The organism is Flavobacterium sp. N2550, assembly GCF_025947265.1.
In the GTDB taxonomy this organism is placed as follows: domain Bacteria; phylum Bacteroidota; class Bacteroidia; order Flavobacteriales; family Flavobacteriaceae; genus Flavobacterium; species Flavobacterium endophyticum.
This window is the reverse complement of the sequence record NZ_CP110007.1, coordinates 2,614,145-2,631,594: the sequence shown is the minus strand read 5'-3', so window position 1 is coordinate 2,631,594 and position 17,450 is coordinate 2,614,145. Positions and strand designations below refer to the sequence as shown.

The 17,450-nt window shown below is 39.1% G+C and carries 15 protein-coding genes and 1 other RNA gene; 4 read left to right on the top strand and 12 right to left on the bottom strand.

The features are described from left to right. Nucleotide 1 precedes the first annotated feature (1 nt). The 3 genes from OLM56_RS11615 to pyrR form a co-directional block, all read right to left on the bottom strand. Nucleotides 2-334, bottom strand: a complete 333-nt coding sequence (locus OLM56_RS11615) for a ribonuclease Z (protein WP_121376287.1) — start codon at nucleotides 332-334, stop codon at nucleotides 2-4. 73 nt (nucleotides 335-407) lie between these two features. Beyond that, nucleotides 408-1,337 (bottom strand): aspartate carbamoyltransferase catalytic subunit, encoded by a 930-nt coding sequence (locus tag OLM56_RS11610; protein ID WP_182493546.1) that lies wholly within the window; start codon nucleotides 1,335-1,337, stop codon nucleotides 408-410. A 38-nt stretch (nucleotides 1,338-1,375) separates the two neighbouring features. After that, the gene (gene pyrR, locus OLM56_RS11605; protein ID WP_121376289.1) at nucleotides 1,376-1,915 is read right to left on the bottom strand and encodes a bifunctional pyr operon transcriptional regulator/uracil phosphoribosyltransferase PyrR; all 540 of its coding nucleotides are present in this window, start codon (nucleotides 1,913-1,915) and stop codon (nucleotides 1,376-1,378) included. A 176-nt stretch (nucleotides 1,916-2,091) separates the two neighbouring features. On the opposite strand from pyrR, the gene OLM56_RS11600 reads away from it, so the two are divergent. Next, nucleotides 2,092-2,256 carry a hypothetical protein gene (locus tag OLM56_RS11600; protein WP_170148781.1) on the top strand — a complete coding sequence of 55 codons (165 nt, stop codon included), beginning with the start codon at nucleotides 2,092-2,094 and terminating at the stop codon, nucleotides 2,254-2,256. A gap of 88 nt (nucleotides 2,257-2,344) precedes the next feature. Here OLM56_RS11600 and OLM56_RS11595 read toward each other — a convergent pair whose 3' ends face one another. Continuing rightward, nucleotides 2,345-3,961 (bottom strand): ABC-F family ATP-binding cassette domain-containing protein, encoded by a 1,617-nt coding sequence (locus OLM56_RS11595; protein WP_121376291.1) that lies wholly within the window; start codon nucleotides 3,959-3,961, stop codon nucleotides 2,345-2,347. 208 nt (nucleotides 3,962-4,169) lie between these two features. On the opposite strand from OLM56_RS11595, the gene OLM56_RS11590 reads away from it, so the two are divergent. Then, nucleotides 4,170-5,579 (top strand): TlpA family protein disulfide reductase, encoded by a 1,410-nt coding sequence (locus tag OLM56_RS11590; RefSeq protein ID WP_264527071.1) that lies wholly within the window; start codon nucleotides 4,170-4,172, stop codon nucleotides 5,577-5,579. Between the two features lie 74 nt (nucleotides 5,580-5,653). On the opposite strand, the gene fsa is transcribed toward OLM56_RS11590, so the two are convergent. The 3 genes from fsa to ffs all read right to left on the bottom strand — a co-directional run bounded on the left by fsa (nucleotide 5,654) and on the right by ffs (nucleotide 7,414). Beyond that, the gene (gene fsa, locus OLM56_RS11585) at nucleotides 5,654-6,310 is read right to left on the bottom strand and encodes a fructose-6-phosphate aldolase (RefSeq protein WP_182493548.1); all 657 of its coding nucleotides are present in this window, start codon (nucleotides 6,308-6,310) and stop codon (nucleotides 5,654-5,656) included. A gap of 73 nt (nucleotides 6,311-6,383) precedes the next feature. Further along, a complete protein-coding gene (locus OLM56_RS11580) occupies nucleotides 6,384-7,187 on the bottom strand; it encodes an SDR family oxidoreductase (RefSeq protein WP_264527070.1) in 804 nt (267 codons plus the stop codon). 128 nt (nucleotides 7,188-7,315) lie between these two features. After that, an RNA gene (gene ffs / locus OLM56_RS11575) (signal recognition particle sRNA small type) lies at nucleotides 7,316-7,414 on the bottom strand. Nucleotides 7,415-7,502: 88 nt separating this feature from the next. On the opposite strand from ffs, the gene OLM56_RS11570 reads away from it, so the two are divergent. Continuing rightward, nucleotides 7,503-8,564 carry a glutaminyl-peptide cyclotransferase gene (locus tag OLM56_RS11570; protein WP_264527069.1) on the top strand — a complete coding sequence of 354 codons (1,062 nt, stop codon included), beginning with the start codon at nucleotides 7,503-7,505 and terminating at the stop codon, nucleotides 8,562-8,564. A gap of 6 nt (nucleotides 8,565-8,570) precedes the next feature. Next, entirely contained in the window at nucleotides 8,571-9,254 is a 684-nt protein-coding gene (locus OLM56_RS11565) for a carboxypeptidase-like regulatory domain-containing protein (protein WP_264527068.1), read from the top strand. 42 nt (nucleotides 9,255-9,296) lie between these two features. Here OLM56_RS11565 and OLM56_RS11560 read toward each other — a convergent pair whose 3' ends face one another. The 5 genes from OLM56_RS11560 to OLM56_RS11540 all read right to left on the bottom strand — a co-directional run bounded on the left by OLM56_RS11560 (nucleotide 9,297) and on the right by OLM56_RS11540 (nucleotide 16,968). Then, on the bottom strand, nucleotides 9,297-9,929 hold the full coding sequence (locus OLM56_RS11560; protein WP_264527067.1) for a hypothetical protein: 633 nt from the start codon (nucleotides 9,927-9,929) through the stop codon (nucleotides 9,297-9,299). A 122-nt stretch (nucleotides 9,930-10,051) separates the two neighbouring features. Then, complete coding sequence (gene dnaK, locus OLM56_RS11555) at nucleotides 10,052-11,941, bottom strand: molecular chaperone DnaK (RefSeq protein WP_121376296.1); 1,890 nt, start codon at nucleotides 11,939-11,941, stop codon at nucleotides 10,052-10,054. A gap of 147 nt (nucleotides 11,942-12,088) precedes the next feature. Next, a complete protein-coding gene (locus OLM56_RS11550; protein ID WP_264527066.1) occupies nucleotides 12,089-13,057 on the bottom strand; it encodes an endo alpha-1,4 polygalactosaminidase in 969 nt (322 codons plus the stop codon). 144 nt (nucleotides 13,058-13,201) lie between these two features. Continuing rightward, nucleotides 13,202-14,467 (bottom strand): TPR end-of-group domain-containing protein, encoded by a 1,266-nt coding sequence (locus OLM56_RS11545; RefSeq protein ID WP_264527065.1) that lies wholly within the window; start codon nucleotides 14,465-14,467, stop codon nucleotides 13,202-13,204. Between the two features lie 2 nt (nucleotides 14,468-14,469). After that, nucleotides 14,470-16,968 (bottom strand): M14 family metallopeptidase, encoded by a 2,499-nt coding sequence (locus OLM56_RS11540; RefSeq protein ID WP_264527064.1) that lies wholly within the window; start codon nucleotides 16,966-16,968, stop codon nucleotides 14,470-14,472. Nucleotides 16,969-17,450 lie beyond the last annotated feature (482 nt).

Here is a 17,450-nt window from a genome sequence, read left to right as displayed (position 1 = left end):
ATTAAAATCCGAGGTCTCTTTCGATTTCCTCCATTTCAATAATATCATGCGCTTCAAGAAGCGTAGGAACGACAATCATCTCATCAGGAACTTCGTTAAAATCAAAATCGTTAATTACTAAAACAAATGATTTTTTTGCTTTTCTATGTTTGTTAGACAAAGAAAGGAAAGATAATACTTGGTCAAGCGTTACCTCTTTATCGGCCGAAATATCCAAAATAAGGTTTTGATTTTTAAAACTGCCGTATTCGTTCGTCACTTTTTCAAGGAAGGAATTTACACTCCCTTGAGTATCTTTTATTACGGTAGTATGTCCTTTTTGATCTACTTTCATTTTATTTATTTTATGAAATACGAATTTCCTTTGCAGCAATTCAAAGTTACAAAGGTTTTTGTCTTTTTGTTAGCTATTGCTTGATTTTTGAAGCCAATAAGTAAATCACCGCCATTCGTATTGCCACGCCATTTTCGACTTGGTTTAAGATGACAGACTGCTGTGAATCGGCTACATCCGAAGAAATCTCTACGCCTCGGTTGATAGGTCCCGGGTGCATGATTACGATTTCTTTGCTCAACGAATCTAACAAGGCCTTGTCTACTCCATACTGCTGTGCGTATTCTCTTGTAGAAGGGAAGTAATTCACATCCATTCGTTCGTTCTGTACGCGGAGCATGTTGGCCACGTCACACCATTCTAAAGCTTTTCTCAGATTTGGCTCGACAGTAACTCCTAAAGATTCAATATATTTTGGAATCAAGGTTTTTGGTCCGCAGACTTTTACTTCGGCTCCCTGCATCTGCAAGGCATAGATATTCGACAGCGCTACTCTCGAATGCAAAATATCGCCTACGATAACCACTTTCTTTCCGGCTACTTCGCCTAATTTTTCTCTGATCGTAAAAGAATCCAGTAAACCTTGAGTCGGATGCTCATGCGCTCCATCGCCTGCATTGACGATACTCGCATTTACGTTCTGCGAAAGGAAATAAGCCGCTCCTGGGTTGGAATGCCTCATTACGACCATATCGACTTTCATCGAAAGGATATTGTTTACGGTATCAATCAGGGTCTCTCCTTTTTTGACCGAAGACTGGGCTGCCGAAAAACTGATGACATCAGCCGAAAGTCGCTTTTGGGCTAATTCGAACGAAAGCTTAGTTCTTGTACTATTTTCAAAAAATATGTTGGCAATGGTAATATCTCGAAGCGAAGGGACTTTTTTTATCGGACGGTTAATGACTTCCTTAAAATGATCGGCTGTTTCAAAAATAAGGTCAATATCTTGTTTGTTGATATATTTTATTCCTAATAAATGATTTACGCTTAATTCGCTCATTTTTATATGTGTTGTGTTGTTGTTATTTTAAGAACTTATTAGTTGGTCACCAGATAAACGACATCTTCTCCCTCCTGCTCTTTCCAGCTGACCTTTACCTTTTCATTGTTTATCGAATCTACTTGTCGGCCGCGGTAATCAGGCTGAATTGGCAGATGGCGGCTAAAACGCCTGTCAATCAACACCAGCAATTCAATCTCAGCCGGTCTTCCGAAAGACTGTATTGCAGTCAAGGCCGAACGGATGCTTCTTCCTGTATATAAAACATCGTCTATAAAAATCACTTTTTTGTTTTCTACCAAGAAATTAATCTGCGTCTTGTTGGCTTCCAAAGGTTTTTCGGTCCTGCGGAAATCATCTCTAAAAAAAGTGATGTCCAGATAACCTAAAGCTATTTCCTTTACATGGTATTCATTTTGAAGAATTTCTTTGAGGCGTTCTGCCAAGAAAGTTCCGCGTGGCTGAATACCAACAAGAATCGTGTCTGAAAAATCGAGATGCTTTTCAATTAACTGGCAGGCCAAACGATGCAGAATGATATTGACTTCTTTTGAAGTAAGCAATATTTTTTGACTCATAATGAAGTATTGTGTTTGGTTTGTAAAAGTAGGCAAAATTTATTTTTAAGTAAAATTAAAAATACAGTTTTAGGCCATATGCCAACGGGATCATAATTATATAACCAAAAATACTAATGATGTAATATTTTTCTGTGCAAAATGGAGAACTTTATAAAAATAAAAAACTAGAAACCATGAACAAGATATCTAGAATATCCATTATGCTTTTGATACTTCTTTCTTTTTCAAGTTGCGAAGTCGTAGAAGGTATTTTTAATCTCGGCGTGGGCGTCGGCATTTTTATTGTTGTTGCTATCATAGCTTTGATCATCTTTATCATCAGCAGATTTAAGAAATAAAACACCATAACCAAAACCAACCATTTTAAACCAAAAAATCCCGTACTTTTTAAGAACGGGATTTTTTTATTTGCATGAGGCTTATTCCTTAAGAATACATTTTCTTTCTAAGCTCTTGTACTTTTTCATCATCAAGATAATCATCAAAAGTCATGTATCTGTCGATGGCTCCTTTTGGCGTCAGTTCAATCACTCTGTTACCAACAGTTTGCGCGAATTCGTGGTCATGAGTCGTGAAAATAACAGAACCTTTATAGTTTTTCAATGAGTTGTTGAAAGCGGTAATCGATTCCAAATCCAAGTGGTTTGTAGGCTCATCTAACATCAAGACATTCGCTCGCTGCATCATCATTCTAGAAAGCATGCAACGTACTTTTTCTCCTCCAGACAATACACGGCTTGTTTTTAAAGCTTCTTCGCCAGAGAAAATCATTTTCCCTAAGAATCCGCGAATATACACTTCATCACGCTCTTCTTCTGTTTTTGCCCACTGTCTTAACCAATCTACTAAAGTCAGGTCATTTTCAAAGAAATCGTGGTTTTCAACCGGAAGATACGCTTGAGTCGTTGTAATTCCCCAATCAAAAGTTCCAGAATCCGGAGTTTGGTTTCCGTTTAAGATTTCATAAAAAGCTGTCGTAGCACGTGAATCTTTAGAAAACAAGACAATCTTGTCGCCTTTTGCCATATTCAAATCTACGCCTGTGAACAACGTCTCTCCATCAATTGAAGCGCTTAAATTTACAACGTTCAAGATTTGGTCTCCCGCTTCTCTTTCTTGGTCAAAGATAATCGCTGGGTAACGACGGCTCGATGGTTTGATTTCGGCAATATTCAATTTGCTGATCATTTTCTTACGCGAAGTAGCTTGTTTCGATTTTGCCACGTTCGCACTAAAACGACGGATAAATTCTTCTAATTCTTGTTTCTTTTCTTCCGCTTTTTTGTTTTGCTGTGCTCTCTGTTTTGCGGCTAACTGGCTAGACTCATACCAGAAGGTATAGTTTCCAGAGTAATGGTTGATTTTTCCAAAGTCGATATCCGAAATATGCGTACACACGGCATCCAAGAAGTGACGGTCATGCGATACGACGATTACGGTATTTTCATAGTTTGCCAAGAAGTTCTCTAACCAAGCAATGGTTTCAAAATCCAAGTCGTTGGTAGGCTCATCCATAATCAAAACGTCAGGATTACCAAAAAGCGCTTGTGCCAAAAGCACGCGGACTTTTAGTTTTCCTTCCATATCGGCCATCAAAGTATAGTGATTGTCTTCTGTAATGCCTAAGCTTGAAAGCAAAGAAGCAGCATCAGAATCAGCATTCCAGCCGTTCATTTCTTCAAACTGTACCTGCAACTCGCCTATTCTGTCTGCATTTTCATCTGTATAATCCAGATAAAGCTCGTCCATTTCTTTTTTAACGGCATACAGCACTTTATTTCCCATCATTACTGTTTCCAAAACCGTATGCTCATCGAACATGTTGTGATTTTGGTTCAGCACCGACATACGTTTGCCTGGTTCCAAGAAAACATTCCCTGAAGTCGGGTCAAATTCTCCTGAAAGTATTTTTAAGAAGGTAGATTTTCCAGCACCGTTTGCTCCAATAACTCCGTAAATATTACCATCTGTAAAGGTTGTATTTACTTCATCAAACAAAATTCTTTTGCCAAACTGTACTGATAAATTATTTACTGTTAACATTGCTATAGTTTTTAAAAAAGTTTTGCAAAAGTAGAAAAAATACTGCACTTTTGGCATAGGAACCGGAGATAGTTTTACAGCATAAACTTAAAGTTCTTATTTAATTATTTAATCGCATTCTAAATAATTGAAGGCATCTATATTTAACTATGCCTTAACAGAGAATCTAGATGCATCTGAATATTTTTGTTTATTAGATCTAAACTACATGCACAATTTGAAAGTTTTTAAAATCGTATCGTTTTCAATTTTCAGCCTGTTCCTAATGGGATCCTGCGAAAAGAAATTCAAAAACGATAATTTTACTGCTTATTTCGGTGGCGAAGTTACAAATCCTCTAAATCGCTATGTCCTGTTTCTTAAAGACAACAAAGTAATAGATACTATTCCTTTGGACAGGAACAATCGTTTTTTTAAGAAATTCGATTCTTTGGCTCCTGGATTATACACTTTCAAGCACGAGCCAGAATACCAATATGTTTACTTTGACAAGAACGACAGTATCATGGTACGCATGAATTCGAATGACTTTGACGAATCTGTTGTGTTTTGCGGCCGCGGCGAAGAAAAGAACAATTTCTTGATGGAAATGTATCTTAAGAATGAGGAAGACAAAAACAAAATGTTTACGGTATTTGACTATGACTTGAATAAATTCAACAAATACATCGACTCGGCCTATACTTCTAGAAAAAACTACTATACGACCAAGAAAGAAGCTTTAAAATGGAGCGATGAGTTTGACCTGTATGCTTTGGCTTCTCTTGATTTTCCTTATTATACGAAAAAAGAAATTTATCCTGTAATTCATGAAATCAGGACAGGCGAAAATGTCTCTCAAAAATTGCCAAAGAATTTCTATGAATACCGCGACGAGATTGATTACAATAACAAGGACCTGACTAATTTCTCTCCTTTTGTAAAATATCTTACCTACATGCTCAACAATATGGCTTTGGAAAAAGCGGATGAAAAGGCTTCGGAAGAAGACAAGGCTTTAGACATGAACATCACCAAGCTTAATATTGCTGACACGCTTTTCAAGAATCCGGAAATAAAAAATACGATCCTAGACAATATTGCATTTGCTTATCTATTAGAAGACCAGCATATCATAAACAATAAAAAATTCCTTGACCGCTATAACCAGCTTTCGACGGACAAAGGCAACCAGAATGAAATCATAAAAATAGGGAACGCAATCCAGATGCTAAAAAATGGCAATCCATTGCCAAAAGTCAGCTTGATTGATTTGAACGGAGAAACCGTCAGCAGCGAGGATGTTGTGAAAGAAAAATGCGTTATCTTTTTCTGGACAGAAAATGCAGAATCTCATTTCGAAACAGTCCACAAAAAAGCAATGGAATTAAAAGCCAAATATCCTGCCTATACCTTTATTGCTGTCAATGTTGACGACAATCAATCCAAATGGAAGACCAATCTTTCTAAATATAAATTCGACAATATAGAAGAATTCAGGGTAAAAGATTTTGAAGAATTGAAACAGAAATGGGTCATTACAAAAATACACCGTGCTATTACCACCAATGCAGATGGAACAATCAACAACGCTTTCGTCAACTTATTTGATGTCAAGTTCATCGAGCATTTGAAATAATCTCGCGAATAATACTAAACAAAAAATCCCGCTTAATTTAGGCGGGATTTTTTTATATCTAAAAGATCATCTTCTTATTTATTTCCTTTTTCAAAATCAGCAACAAACTGAGCCAATCCTAAATCAGTCAAAGGATGTTTTAGCAAGCCTGTGATAGCCGAAAGCGGTCCTGTCATGACATCGGCACCGATCTTAGCACAATTGATGATGTGCATGGTATTTCTAACAGAAGCCGCAAGGATTTCAGTCTCAAAACCATAGTTATCATAAATCTCACGGATTTCTTGGATCAAGTTCAAGCCGTCTGTAGAAATATCATCCAAACGTCCGATAAACGGAGAAACATAGGTAGCACCTGCTTTTGCAGCCAATAAAGCCTGTCCCGCAGAAAATACTAAAGTAACATTCGTTCTGATTCCTTTATCTGAAAAATATTTCGCAGCCATTACGCCTTCTTTCGTCATCGGCAGTTTTACCACGATTTGTTCATGCAGTTCGGCCAACTCTTCACCTTCTTTTACCATTCCGTCAAAATCAAGCGCATTTACTTCGGCACTTACATCACCTTCTACAATATTGCAGATATCTACATAATGTTTTAGGATGTTGTTTTTTCCTGTGATTCCTTCTTTAGCCATTAATGACGGATTCGTTGTTACGCCATCCAAAACGCCAAGAGCTTGTGCTTCCTTAATTTGAGCCAGATTAGCCGTGTCAATAAAAAATTTCATCTGTTATAGTTTAATTTGTGTGTTTACGCTTATAATCAAATCTTGAATAAGATCTCAAAATTCGGTAGCAAAATTACAATTTATAATGGTTCATCAGCATTTTTTCATAAACTTTATCCGGCAGAACTCTCTTTAGTACAATCGAGAATTTCTGCATAAAAACGCCTACTTTGTAATGTATTTTAGGATTCGGATTTTCGATAATCTTGGCAACAGCTAGCGCCATTTCGTTCGGATTGCTTCCTGAATCCACATGTTCGTCCATCATTTTTAGCGTGTCGCCATATGGCTTTTCATAAGCGGAACCTTTGATCAGCGGCGCGTGGAATCGGCCCGAAGCGATATTGGTTGCAAAGTCGCCTGGAGCGATATTGGTAATCTTTACGCCAAAATCTTTGACTTCCATGCGCAACGCTTCCGTAATCAGCTCTAAAGCTCCTTTTGAAGCCGAATAGACGCTTCTGTACGGCAATCCCATATAGCCAGCTATCGAAGTGATATTAATAATCAAGCCCGATTTCTGTGACCGCATTTGTGGCAGCACAGCTTTCATGACTTCGATAGGCCCGAAAAAATTGGTTTCGAAGTTATTTTTGATTTCGGATGTTGGAATCTCTTCTAAAGGTCCTGTAATACCGACACCTGCATTGTTGATTACGACGTCAATCCTTCCTGATTTTTGGATAATTTCCGCAACAGCATTCTGGATGCTTTCTACATTTCGAACATCAAGCGCGACTAGAGGAAATTTAGAACCGGTGATGCGCTCTGGATTACGGCTGGTGCCATAGACGGTATATCCTTTTTGGACAAGGTATTCTCCAATGGATTTTCCGATTCCTGAAGAACCGCCGGTAATTAGTATGATTTTAGACATGATAGCTTCTTAGAAATTTGAAGCCAAATTTAGTGTTTATTTTTTATTTCAGAAGACCAACCCTTTCAGGGTTTTAAACCCTGAAAGGGTTAAAAACAAAAAATCCTCCGCAAAGGGAAGATTAAAAAAAATGGCAAGCGACCTACATCGCACCGCTACAACCGCTTACCCTTGCTGTGTTCCCACCCTGGGGGAGTCTGCAGGAGCTGGTCGTGTAGGACTTGCCGGTGCAAATATACAAAGATTTTATATTTTTGCAAGGCAATTGGCGGTTATAAAATAACGTTGTATATTGTCCTAATCAATTTTAAAACAATGAAAAAACATAAACTATTAGCATTCATTTTATTAGGGACGGTAATCGTGTCCTGCGGTGATGACGAAAAAGAGAAAAAAAATTTATTCAGCATTGATTCTGCTAGGTTAAAGGAGTCATATCAGCCTCAAGAATCGCTTTCTTTGATGCTAAAGAACGATAAAAACAAGACCATCGACTCTATCATCTATTATGTGAACGAGAAAAGAGCCGGTGCGGTTGTCGGAAACAAGAAATTAGATTTTGCTTTGGCCGATACCAAATTAGGCTACCAAAACGTAAAAGCACTTGTCTATTATGAAGGACAAAATGTAGAAACGGAAACCCGAATCGAAGTGGTTTCTAACGTAAAGCCGAAATTGCTTACGTATACGATCGTGAATACGTATCCGCATGATGAAACATCGTATACACAGGGGTTGGAATTTTACAGAGATACTTTATTTGAAGGAACCGGACAGCGCGGTACTTCAAAATTGCTAAAAACCGATTATAAAACTGGGAAAGCCTACCAATCCATCAACTTGGAAGGTCGCTATTTCGGAGAAGGAATTACTATCCTAAACAATAAAGTGTACCAGCTGACATGGCAAGAAAACATAGGTTTTATCTATAATGCTGATAATCTTAAGCAAATCAAAACTTTTGAGTACTTCAAAAAAGTTGAAGGCTGGGGATTGTGCAATGACGGAAAGTTATTATACCAATCTGACGGTACCGAAAAAATCTGGGTTTTGGATCCGGAAACTATGAAAGAAGCAGATTATATCAACGTATATTCTGAAGCAAGCAAGATAAAAGCTGTCAATGAGCTGGAATGGGTAGACGGAAAAATTTACGGAAACGTATACCAAAAAGATGCCGTAGCTGTAATCAATCCGAAAACAGGTGCTGTTGAAGGCATTCTTGACTTAAGAGAATTAAAGACTAAAGTCAACATGATAGGCCATGATCCAGGAAACGATGTATTGAACGGATTGGCTTATAACCCAAAAACAAAAACGCTTTTTGTCACTGGTAAAAAATGGGACAAAATGTTTGAGATCAAGATTTCAGAATAAAGTCAGATGTTTAATAAAATCAATATATCGATTCCGAAACCTTGCCACGAAAATTGGCAGGAGATGACAGCTGTAGAAAAAGGCCGATTCTGCAATTCGTGCCAGAAGACGGTATATGATTTTACAAAATTATCCGATAGGCAACTTATTCAAAAAATCAATTCTGAGCCAAATAGCTGTGGTCGTTTTTTAAAAACACAGCTAAACAAAGATTTACAGCTTCCAAAAGAGAAAAGCAGTATTTGGATTGCTGGAGTTACTGGGATATTGAGTTTTTTAAGTGTCGGAAATCAACAGCTCTTTTCTCAAGAAAAGGTAAAAACAGAACAGACTCCAGAAAAAAGTAATGCTGAAAAATCAACTGATGACACTCTTTCTGTTTCTGAAATACAAATCAACGGTATGGTATTAGATCAAGATATACCACTCCCTGGAGTTAGTGTCATGATAAAGGGAAAATCAATTGGTACGCAAACAGACCTTGATGGAAGTTTTTCAATGACTGCCAATAAAGGAGATGAACTGGAATTTAGCTTTATGGGAATGAAAAACAAATCTATGATTGTCAATTCCAATAAAAAGATTTCAATAATTATGAAACCAGATTATATGCTGTTAGGAGAGGTTGTCGTCGTAAGAAAAACTTTCTTCGGAAGAATCTTCCACTCCATTGGAAATATTTTCAGATAATAAAAAAACCGAGCTAAGTGCTCGGTTTTTTTATGCTGTACATTAGGCTTTCTTTTTCTTTGCCGGTACGGCTGGCGCCGTACTCGTTGTTTTTCCTTCTACATATTTTTTATCCGCTGCATTGAAGGCAAAAGTATTCTGTTGTGTCTTGTTCTTTTGTAAGATGTCGCCCTCAGGTGTCAATACAAACTCAAAGCCTTCTCTCCTAACCTTTTCTTGCGTTTCCGAAGCGTTCTTTAATCGATCAAGAAAAACCTTCTCTGTAATGTTTGTCGTTGTCTGCTGGTTCGAAAACAGTTTTGTTTTTGAAGCCGTATCGTATACTTCAGAAAACAGAATGGTTCTTACTTCGGTCTTTAATTCGGTTTTAGTTGTTATCTCCTCTGTCCATGTCAGCAAGTATAAAGGTGTTCCTTTTGCCGTAAAACCTTTAAGCGTGCAATTTTTAGGCGGGTTCTTTTCATCAACCGTCTTGATTCCGATTGTATCTTTTTTGGCTTTGTTATTAATGAACAGGTAGAAATTTCCTTTTACGATTTCTGCCGTAAGATTGTCTGCTTTTGCCAAGGCAGCTGAAGCTGGTTTTGCAGCGGCTTTCTTTTTGGATCCTTTTTTCTGTCCGTAGCTAAAGGCAGCAGTAAGTACGAGTAAGATTAAAAATGCGGTCTTTTTCATAGTATATTTTTTTTTGGAATGCCTAAAATACAAAAAATATAAGACCCTAATTGTTAAAGTAGTGCACAAAAAAAAGCGCAGGGTTATGAACCCTGCGCTTTAAACTATAATCTAAAAAGTGATTATTTCACTTCTTCGTAGTCAACATCTTGAACGTTGTCACCACCTGCTTCACCTTGCGGCTGTGCATCTTGTGGAGCGCCTTGAGCGTCACCTTGCTTGTACATTTCTTCAGAAGCATTTTTCCATGCCTCGTTGATTTTGTCTAAAGCTGGTTGAATTGTAGCGATGTCTTGGTTAGCATGCGCCATTTTCAATTCTGTCAAGGCATATTCGATAGCTGTTTTGTTCGCATCTGATAATTTCTCACCAAATTCTTTCAACTGGCTTTCTGTTTGGAAAATCATGCTGTCCGCTTCGTTCAATTTCTCGATTTTTTCTCTTGCCGCTTTATCAGAATCAGCATTTGCTTCTGCTTCTTTTTTCATTCTTTCGATTTCTTCTTGAGTCAATCCAGAAGAAGCTTCAATTCTGATATCGTGAGATTTACCAGTTCCTTTGTCAGTTGCAGAAACTTTGATGATACCGTTAGCATCAATGTCAAAAGTTACTTCAATTTGTGGAACTCCTCTACCTGCTGGCGGAATTCCATCTAAGTGGAAACGACCAATAGTTTTGTTATCTGCAGCCAAAGCTCTTTCACCTTGCAAAACGTGGATTTCCACAGATGGTTGGTTGTCAGAAGCTGTCGAGAATACTTGCGATTTTTTGGTTGGGATAGTTGTGTTAGACTCAATTAATTTTGTCATAACACCACCCATAGTTTCGATACCTAAAGATAAAGGCGTAACGTCTAACAACAATACATCTTTAACATCTCCAGACAAAACACCTCCTTGGATTGCAGCACCGATAGCTACAACCTCATCAGGGTTAACTCCTTTTGACGGTTTTTTGTTGAAGAATTTTTCTACTTCTTCTTGGATTCTTGGGATTCTTGTAGAACCACCCACCAAGATAACTTCGTCGATATCTGAAATGCTCAAGCCAGCATCTTTTAATGCTTTGGCAACTGGAGCCATAGAACGTTTTACTAACGCGTCAGTCAATTGGTCAAACTTCGCTCTAGTCAAAGTTTTCACTAAGTGTTTAGGTCCTGTAGCTGTTGCAGTAACGTATGGCAAGTTGATTTCTGTTTGAGCAGAAGATGACAATTCAATTTTAGCTTTTTCAGCAGCTTCTTTTAGACGTTGCAATGACATTGGGTCAAGACGCAAATCCAAACCTTCTTCTGATTTGAATTCTTCAGCCAACCAGTCAATAATAGTTTGGTCAAAGTCATCTCCACCTAAGTGTGTATCTCCGTTTGTAGACAATACTTCGAAAACTCCGTCTCCTAATTCAAGGATAGAGATATCAAAAGTACCACCACCTAAATCGTAAACTGCAATTTTTTGATCCGTACCTTTTTTATCCAAACCGTACGCTAAAGCTGCAGCAGTTGGCTCGTTGATGATACGCATTACTTTCAAACCAGCGATTTCACCAGCCTCTTTTGTAGCCTGACGTTGTGCATCGTTGAAATAAGCAGGAACAGTAATAACTGCTTCTGTAACTGTTTGACCTAAATAATCTTCAGCCGTTTTCTTCATTTTTTGAAGTGTCATGGCTGATAATTCTTGTGGCGTATAAAGACGGCCGTCAATGTCAACACGTGGCGTGTCATTGTCACCTCTTACAACACTGTAAGGTACATTTTTAGCTTCTGTAGCGCTTTCAGAGAATTTATTTCCCATGAAACGTTTGATTGAAGCAACAGTTTTTGTTGGATTGGTCACTGCTTGTCTTTTGGCAGGATCACCAACTTTGATTTCTCCACCTTCAACAAATGCAATTACTGATGGCGTTGTTCTTTTTCCTTCAGCATTAGGAATTACAACTGGTTCGCTTCCTTCCATAACAGAAACGCAAGAGTTTGTTGTTCCTAAGTCAATTCCGATTATTTTACCCATTTTTATATATATTTTGTTTCTATACTAATTTTTGAACTCGTGAACAATTAGGCAATCTTTGTGCCAAGACAAAAAATAATTAAAATTGTCAGTTTTTGTTAAAGTTGGCATTTATAAATATGACAAGATGACATTTTTAAACTGTTTTTATTTCTCAAAATATTCAAAACCGTCAATGATATCGAGGTAAACGCCATCAAAATTAGCTTCTAAAATTTTGTCCAGATAGGAATCGTTGTTCTTATAAATAATTTTCTGCCAGTCTTCATTCCAATATTTCACTTTGAAATTTCCAGGCCAATCCGGATTTACCGCTGCCATCCAGTTGGGTTTTGACGTATTCCAAGAAGGCTGCCAATAGTAGCGGTAATCTTCGGCTTCTCCAATAGACATATAACAGATGACCAAACGTTTCCCGCCGTTGGCTTTGTCTCGCAATTGGCTGATTTCTGTAGCCGTAAATTGTTCCTCGTTCAAAAACAAATCCATTATAATCGCATCATAATTCGTCGCTTTTACGGCGTTTATAAAAGCCGTTTTTGATGCAAAGTTTTCAGTATTGATCAAATACAAGAAATTTTTTGCCTGTGACAAGTTTGTGATTACGGCAATATTGGAATTATTGGGAACCGTAGTCGGGATTACGGTCAAATTCCGTTGCGGCGCGGCATAAGAAATATAGCCGTTTACGGCATTCGTTTGATAGGAATTGTTCATTTTTGAAGCCGTTGAACAATAATCCGTTACCAAAATGGTCTTGCCTTTGCTCTTTGAAAGGTTTAAAAAGCTTTTTACATAATTCGAAATGTCCATAGGAGTTGCTTGATCGTCATTGTCATATCCGTAAAACAGATCTTCTTGTCCGTTACCGTCGATGGCATTTAAATAAGCTTGGGCAGGAAGGCCGTCTGCTTCTCCGTTTTCAGAAACCAATTCGATTCCGTTTTGCGGAATGATAGCAAAACCAGGCTTGATGCCTTTTGCCTTTTGGCTGATACCGATGACAAAATCGCGCATGTCTTGTCTAAAATTGCGATCTTCTGAAGGAGACGAGTCATTGTCTTTATCACAACTCAAAAAGGCAAACGCTACTAGCAGGACGATTATTCTTTTCATATCTTTTTTATAGAAGATAACGGAAGTAACTGCGTTTTAGTCTGCCAAAAACAAAGCATTGCTGAACAATAAATTCCCGTTTTGTCAAAATCTTACCTAACACATTCTCTTCAACCGTCAGTAATGAAATTATCGATATTACCTTCATATTTTGCCCTTAAGATCATGACTAAATAGCATCGGATTTTGAAACTTGCTCAAATCCAACGCAAATTCTTTAGAATAAAACTTCCAAGGCGAATTGGCGAAGAAATACAGCTTGTTGCCTTTGAGCATCGACAGTACCGGCTCATTAAATTCCGGACGGTTATTGTCTAAGGTGGTAAAGCCTGTCAGCTGCTTCTGGTTTTTATCCAGCTTGTATTGAACGATACGTATCGGCTGCACACCATTGTGAATCGCAATCAGCGAATTGTCATAATACGTCAGGCCGTCGATGCCTTTTTTGGTACTGCCTTTCGGAAATTCCAGCCATGACCTGTCAGCATTGTTTTTGATGTCTACTGCTACAATTCCGCTTAGGTAATCTGCCATAAACAGTTTTGTATTCTCCGTATTGAGAGCTATACCCTGAAGGCTGAGCGCTTCTCCGTTAAGGCTGAGCCATTCCGTAATCGTATCTTTCTCGATCTTATAAACAATCGGCTTTTCGCTATCAGTGATATAAACTATGTTGTTTTTAGCAACTACCAAATCGCCAAAAAGATGCTCCCCGCCGACAGAAAACCGTTTTACGATGGCTTTGGTCTTGATGTCAATTTTTAAGATTTCTGCTTTTCCCTTTAGTGTTTTCGAGTATTTTTCCATTTCTGGCAAGGCGCCGGTAGCTGCCCATAAATATTTCTCGTCTTTGTCTGCTTTGATTGAAAAAACGGCCAAGATATTTTTGCCGGTAAGCCAATCGGTACACTTTCCTGTCTTAGGATTGAAAGAAACGATTTTTCTTTTTCGGATGCTTGTTGCCAACCAAGTCTTTGATTTCTCCAGAAAAAGCAATCCTTCGGGATGCAGGTCTTTTTCGGATAAGGAAATCACCTTCTTTGAATTCTTAACTTCCTTTTCCAGCTCGGATTTCAACAAGATAGTCTTTTTATAGGCGGCTGTAGTTTCTAGGCTCTTGAAGTCGGCATCCTTTTCAAATTCAGTCTTGTTGTTTGTCAGCACCAATTTCTCCAAATACAGATTGGCTTCTTCTACATTCCCATTCAAGGCGTATGCGGCTGCCAGGTTATACGTAAATGTCGGGTGCGAAGGTCTCAAGCTGTCTAACTTTAAGGTCAATGCCAAAAAAGATTTATAATCTTTAGCTTCGTAAGCTTTGACGCTCTGTCCGTACACCTCGTTCAATGTCTGTGCTTTGGCATACGCGCCAAACAATACAACAACTAGTATAAGCACATATCTTTTCATGGCTAGTCGACTAAAAACAAGGCATTGCTAAACAGTAAATTTCCGTTTTCCCAAAATCCCCTGAAAAGCGGATTGTCGATCATATAGATCACCTGTCCCTTGCCGATCGGCTCTACAGCAAAAGAAGCCGTATTCTCTAGTTTCTTTTTGAGGTTCTTGCCAATAAAGCCAAAGCTTTTGTAGTGTTCGGGAACATACGCCACATTCCATACATTTTTCAATATCTTAAAATGCTTGTCCGATGTTTTCAGGCTATAATAGGTATCGCCCAGTCCGTACGAAAGCGGGTGCGTCTTGTCCAATACATTCTCTACGATGGCTCCAGGAACGGCGTTGGAAATCGAACGCCTTTCTGCATTCTGGTATTGCTGAAAGCGCAATTTCAATGCTTCTTCATTGCTTTCTTTTTTGGCTTCGTCTTTCTCTTCGTCGGTGGCATATTGCGTAAGGCTGTAGCCTTCTCTGTCTTCAAACAAACTTAGAGCATTCTGCAGGGCAATTACCTTCCCGCCTTTTGAGATAAAGTCATCGATATTTTTCTTCTGGCTGTCCGACAGGTCATACCAGCCGTCAGGCAAGATCAAGGTCGTAAATTCGGAAAGGCTGATTCTCCTGAGATCGTTTACATCTACAATACTGACAGGATAATTGATGATCTGGTCCATATAAAACCAGACCTGTCCGAAATCGGTCGGGCTGATAGTGCTGCCGCTTAAAAGCAATACTTTCGGCGCACGCAGCAACGGATAGTTTTCACCGCCTAAATCGCTTCCGCTGACAGAAAAGCCGCTCTTGATAACGTTATAGTCCGATTTCTCAATCAATAAGCTCTCCAATGTCTTTTCAAAATCAGGCAGTTGGCGATTGTCCGATTTCAATACGATGAGATCGCCCAGCCCTATCTTGATAGCACCAAAAGCGGATGCCTTTCTTGAAGAACGCACCTTGATATTTTTTCGCAATAGTCCAGCCACAATTTTAGCTGAAACCCTGCTGTTCCACGGAATATAAAAGGCAAAAGCATTTTCGGCAACAATCTTATCCGGGTGATTGAGCTGGGTCTTCGATTTTACCGACAGCGCATTTTTTAAAGCATAGCTTTCAATGCCGAAAGCAAGCGGCAAGGCCCAAGCCGTAATGTCGTAAGACAAGCTGTCGGATAATCGCTGGTTCGGCTCAAACAACACCTGCGTCAAGACCGATTTTGGCTGGCTCGCCTGAATCACCATATCGTTGGGCTCAATCGTGAACGACTTGTCTTTGTCGGATTGATAGTGGTAGCCTGACAGCTTTTTGGTTTCGTCGGCATACGCAAACTCAATACCGTTCTGTTGCAGCAATACCGCCAGCTGTTCTGACTTGCCATTATTTTTTACGACATAGGTCTTGTATTTTCCTTTGGGGTTTTGGCGGCTGTCTTTAAAATACGCCTTGAAATCCGCAATCAGCTTTTCCTTTCTGTTTGATGCTGTTTCTACAGCAGTCAATACGGCTACCGAGTGATGATTGATCCTGTCCTGCAAGGTAAGGATGCTTCCGTTCTGCATCATTACAGCACGTCCGGCACCGATGCCTCCTTGTTCGTAGGTCATTCCGATAGCACCATTAAAACTCGGATACGTATCGCCATAGCTTGGGTAAAACAAATCAAAGCGCTCTCTAGTATAATAGCTCCAGCCTTGGGCATCAAATTTTTTAGAGGTGTTCTCGCCAATAGCGTTATGGAAATCGCGTTGCGGCTTGGTAATAAAGTCGTGGAACGGTTCTGCCGCTGGCGGAAAAAAGTAAGGCTCGTTATAGCCCATTTCATGAACGTCTACATGCACTTGCGGCATCCATTGGTTGTACACTACCATGCGCTGCTGCGTCTCGACTTGTGTCTGCCACGCCCAGTCCCTATTAAGGTCGTAGGCATAATGATTCTGTCTTCCGCCCGGCCATGGTTCCATGTGTTCCCTATCCGCTAATTCCGTATGTATGTTTTTTCCAGAAATATCACGGAGCCAGTTGCCATATCGTGAAAAACCGTCAGGGTTTAGGCACGGGTCTAAGATAATGACCGTGTTCTCGAGCCACTTTTTAGTTTCTACATTCTGAGGATTTAGCAGTTCATACGCTACTTTCATCGCGCTTTCTGCCGCACCTATTTCATTGCCGTGTACATTAAAGCTTAACCAGACAATTGCCTTTTCGTTTGCAGTGGCAGGTTTTTTATCGGTCATGCCAATCGAATTCAAGTGATTTTCTCGAATGCTTTCCAAGTTTTTCAAATTCTCCGGCGTCGAAATATAATAGGTATTCAGGGTGCGTCCTTGCGAAGTAAAGCCATACGGATTATGCTGTATCCAATTAGAATTGGCAACTAGATGAGCGTAATAAGATTCGAGTTCGCTATAAAAGCTGACCTGCTTTCCGTAATTCGGCAAAAATTCTGCTGGACTCTTGATTTGTGCCCTACTTGATAAACAAGACAGCATCAAGACAATGAATAGTTTTTTCATAAAACAGTTAATAAGAATCCAAATGTAAAGAAATTTCGTTTTGGAAGGCGAAAATTCTGAACGGCAACCCATTTATCGCAGTGGACAGCTTCTCCCAAGCTGAAACAAGCTGTCAACTCTGTTAGACACCTCAAAATGACCTCACTTTAACCTGTCAACTCTGTTAGACAGCTTCTCCCAAGCTGAAACAAGCTGTCAACTCTGTTAGACACCTCAAAATGACCTCACTTTAGCCTGTCAACTCTGTTAGACAGTCTCTCCCAAGCTGAAAGAAGCTGTCAACTCTGTTAGACACCTCAAAACGACCTCACTTTAGCCTGTCAACTCTGTTAGACGACTCGCCATAAACGTATTTTAAGACCTCACCAACATGCCTTATACTTTTTACAACTTTACGACTTGCAACTTTACGACTTTACGACTTTATCAAACCAACCCTCTTTAAATCACCCAATTATATCAAATTTCTAAAATCATCTAGG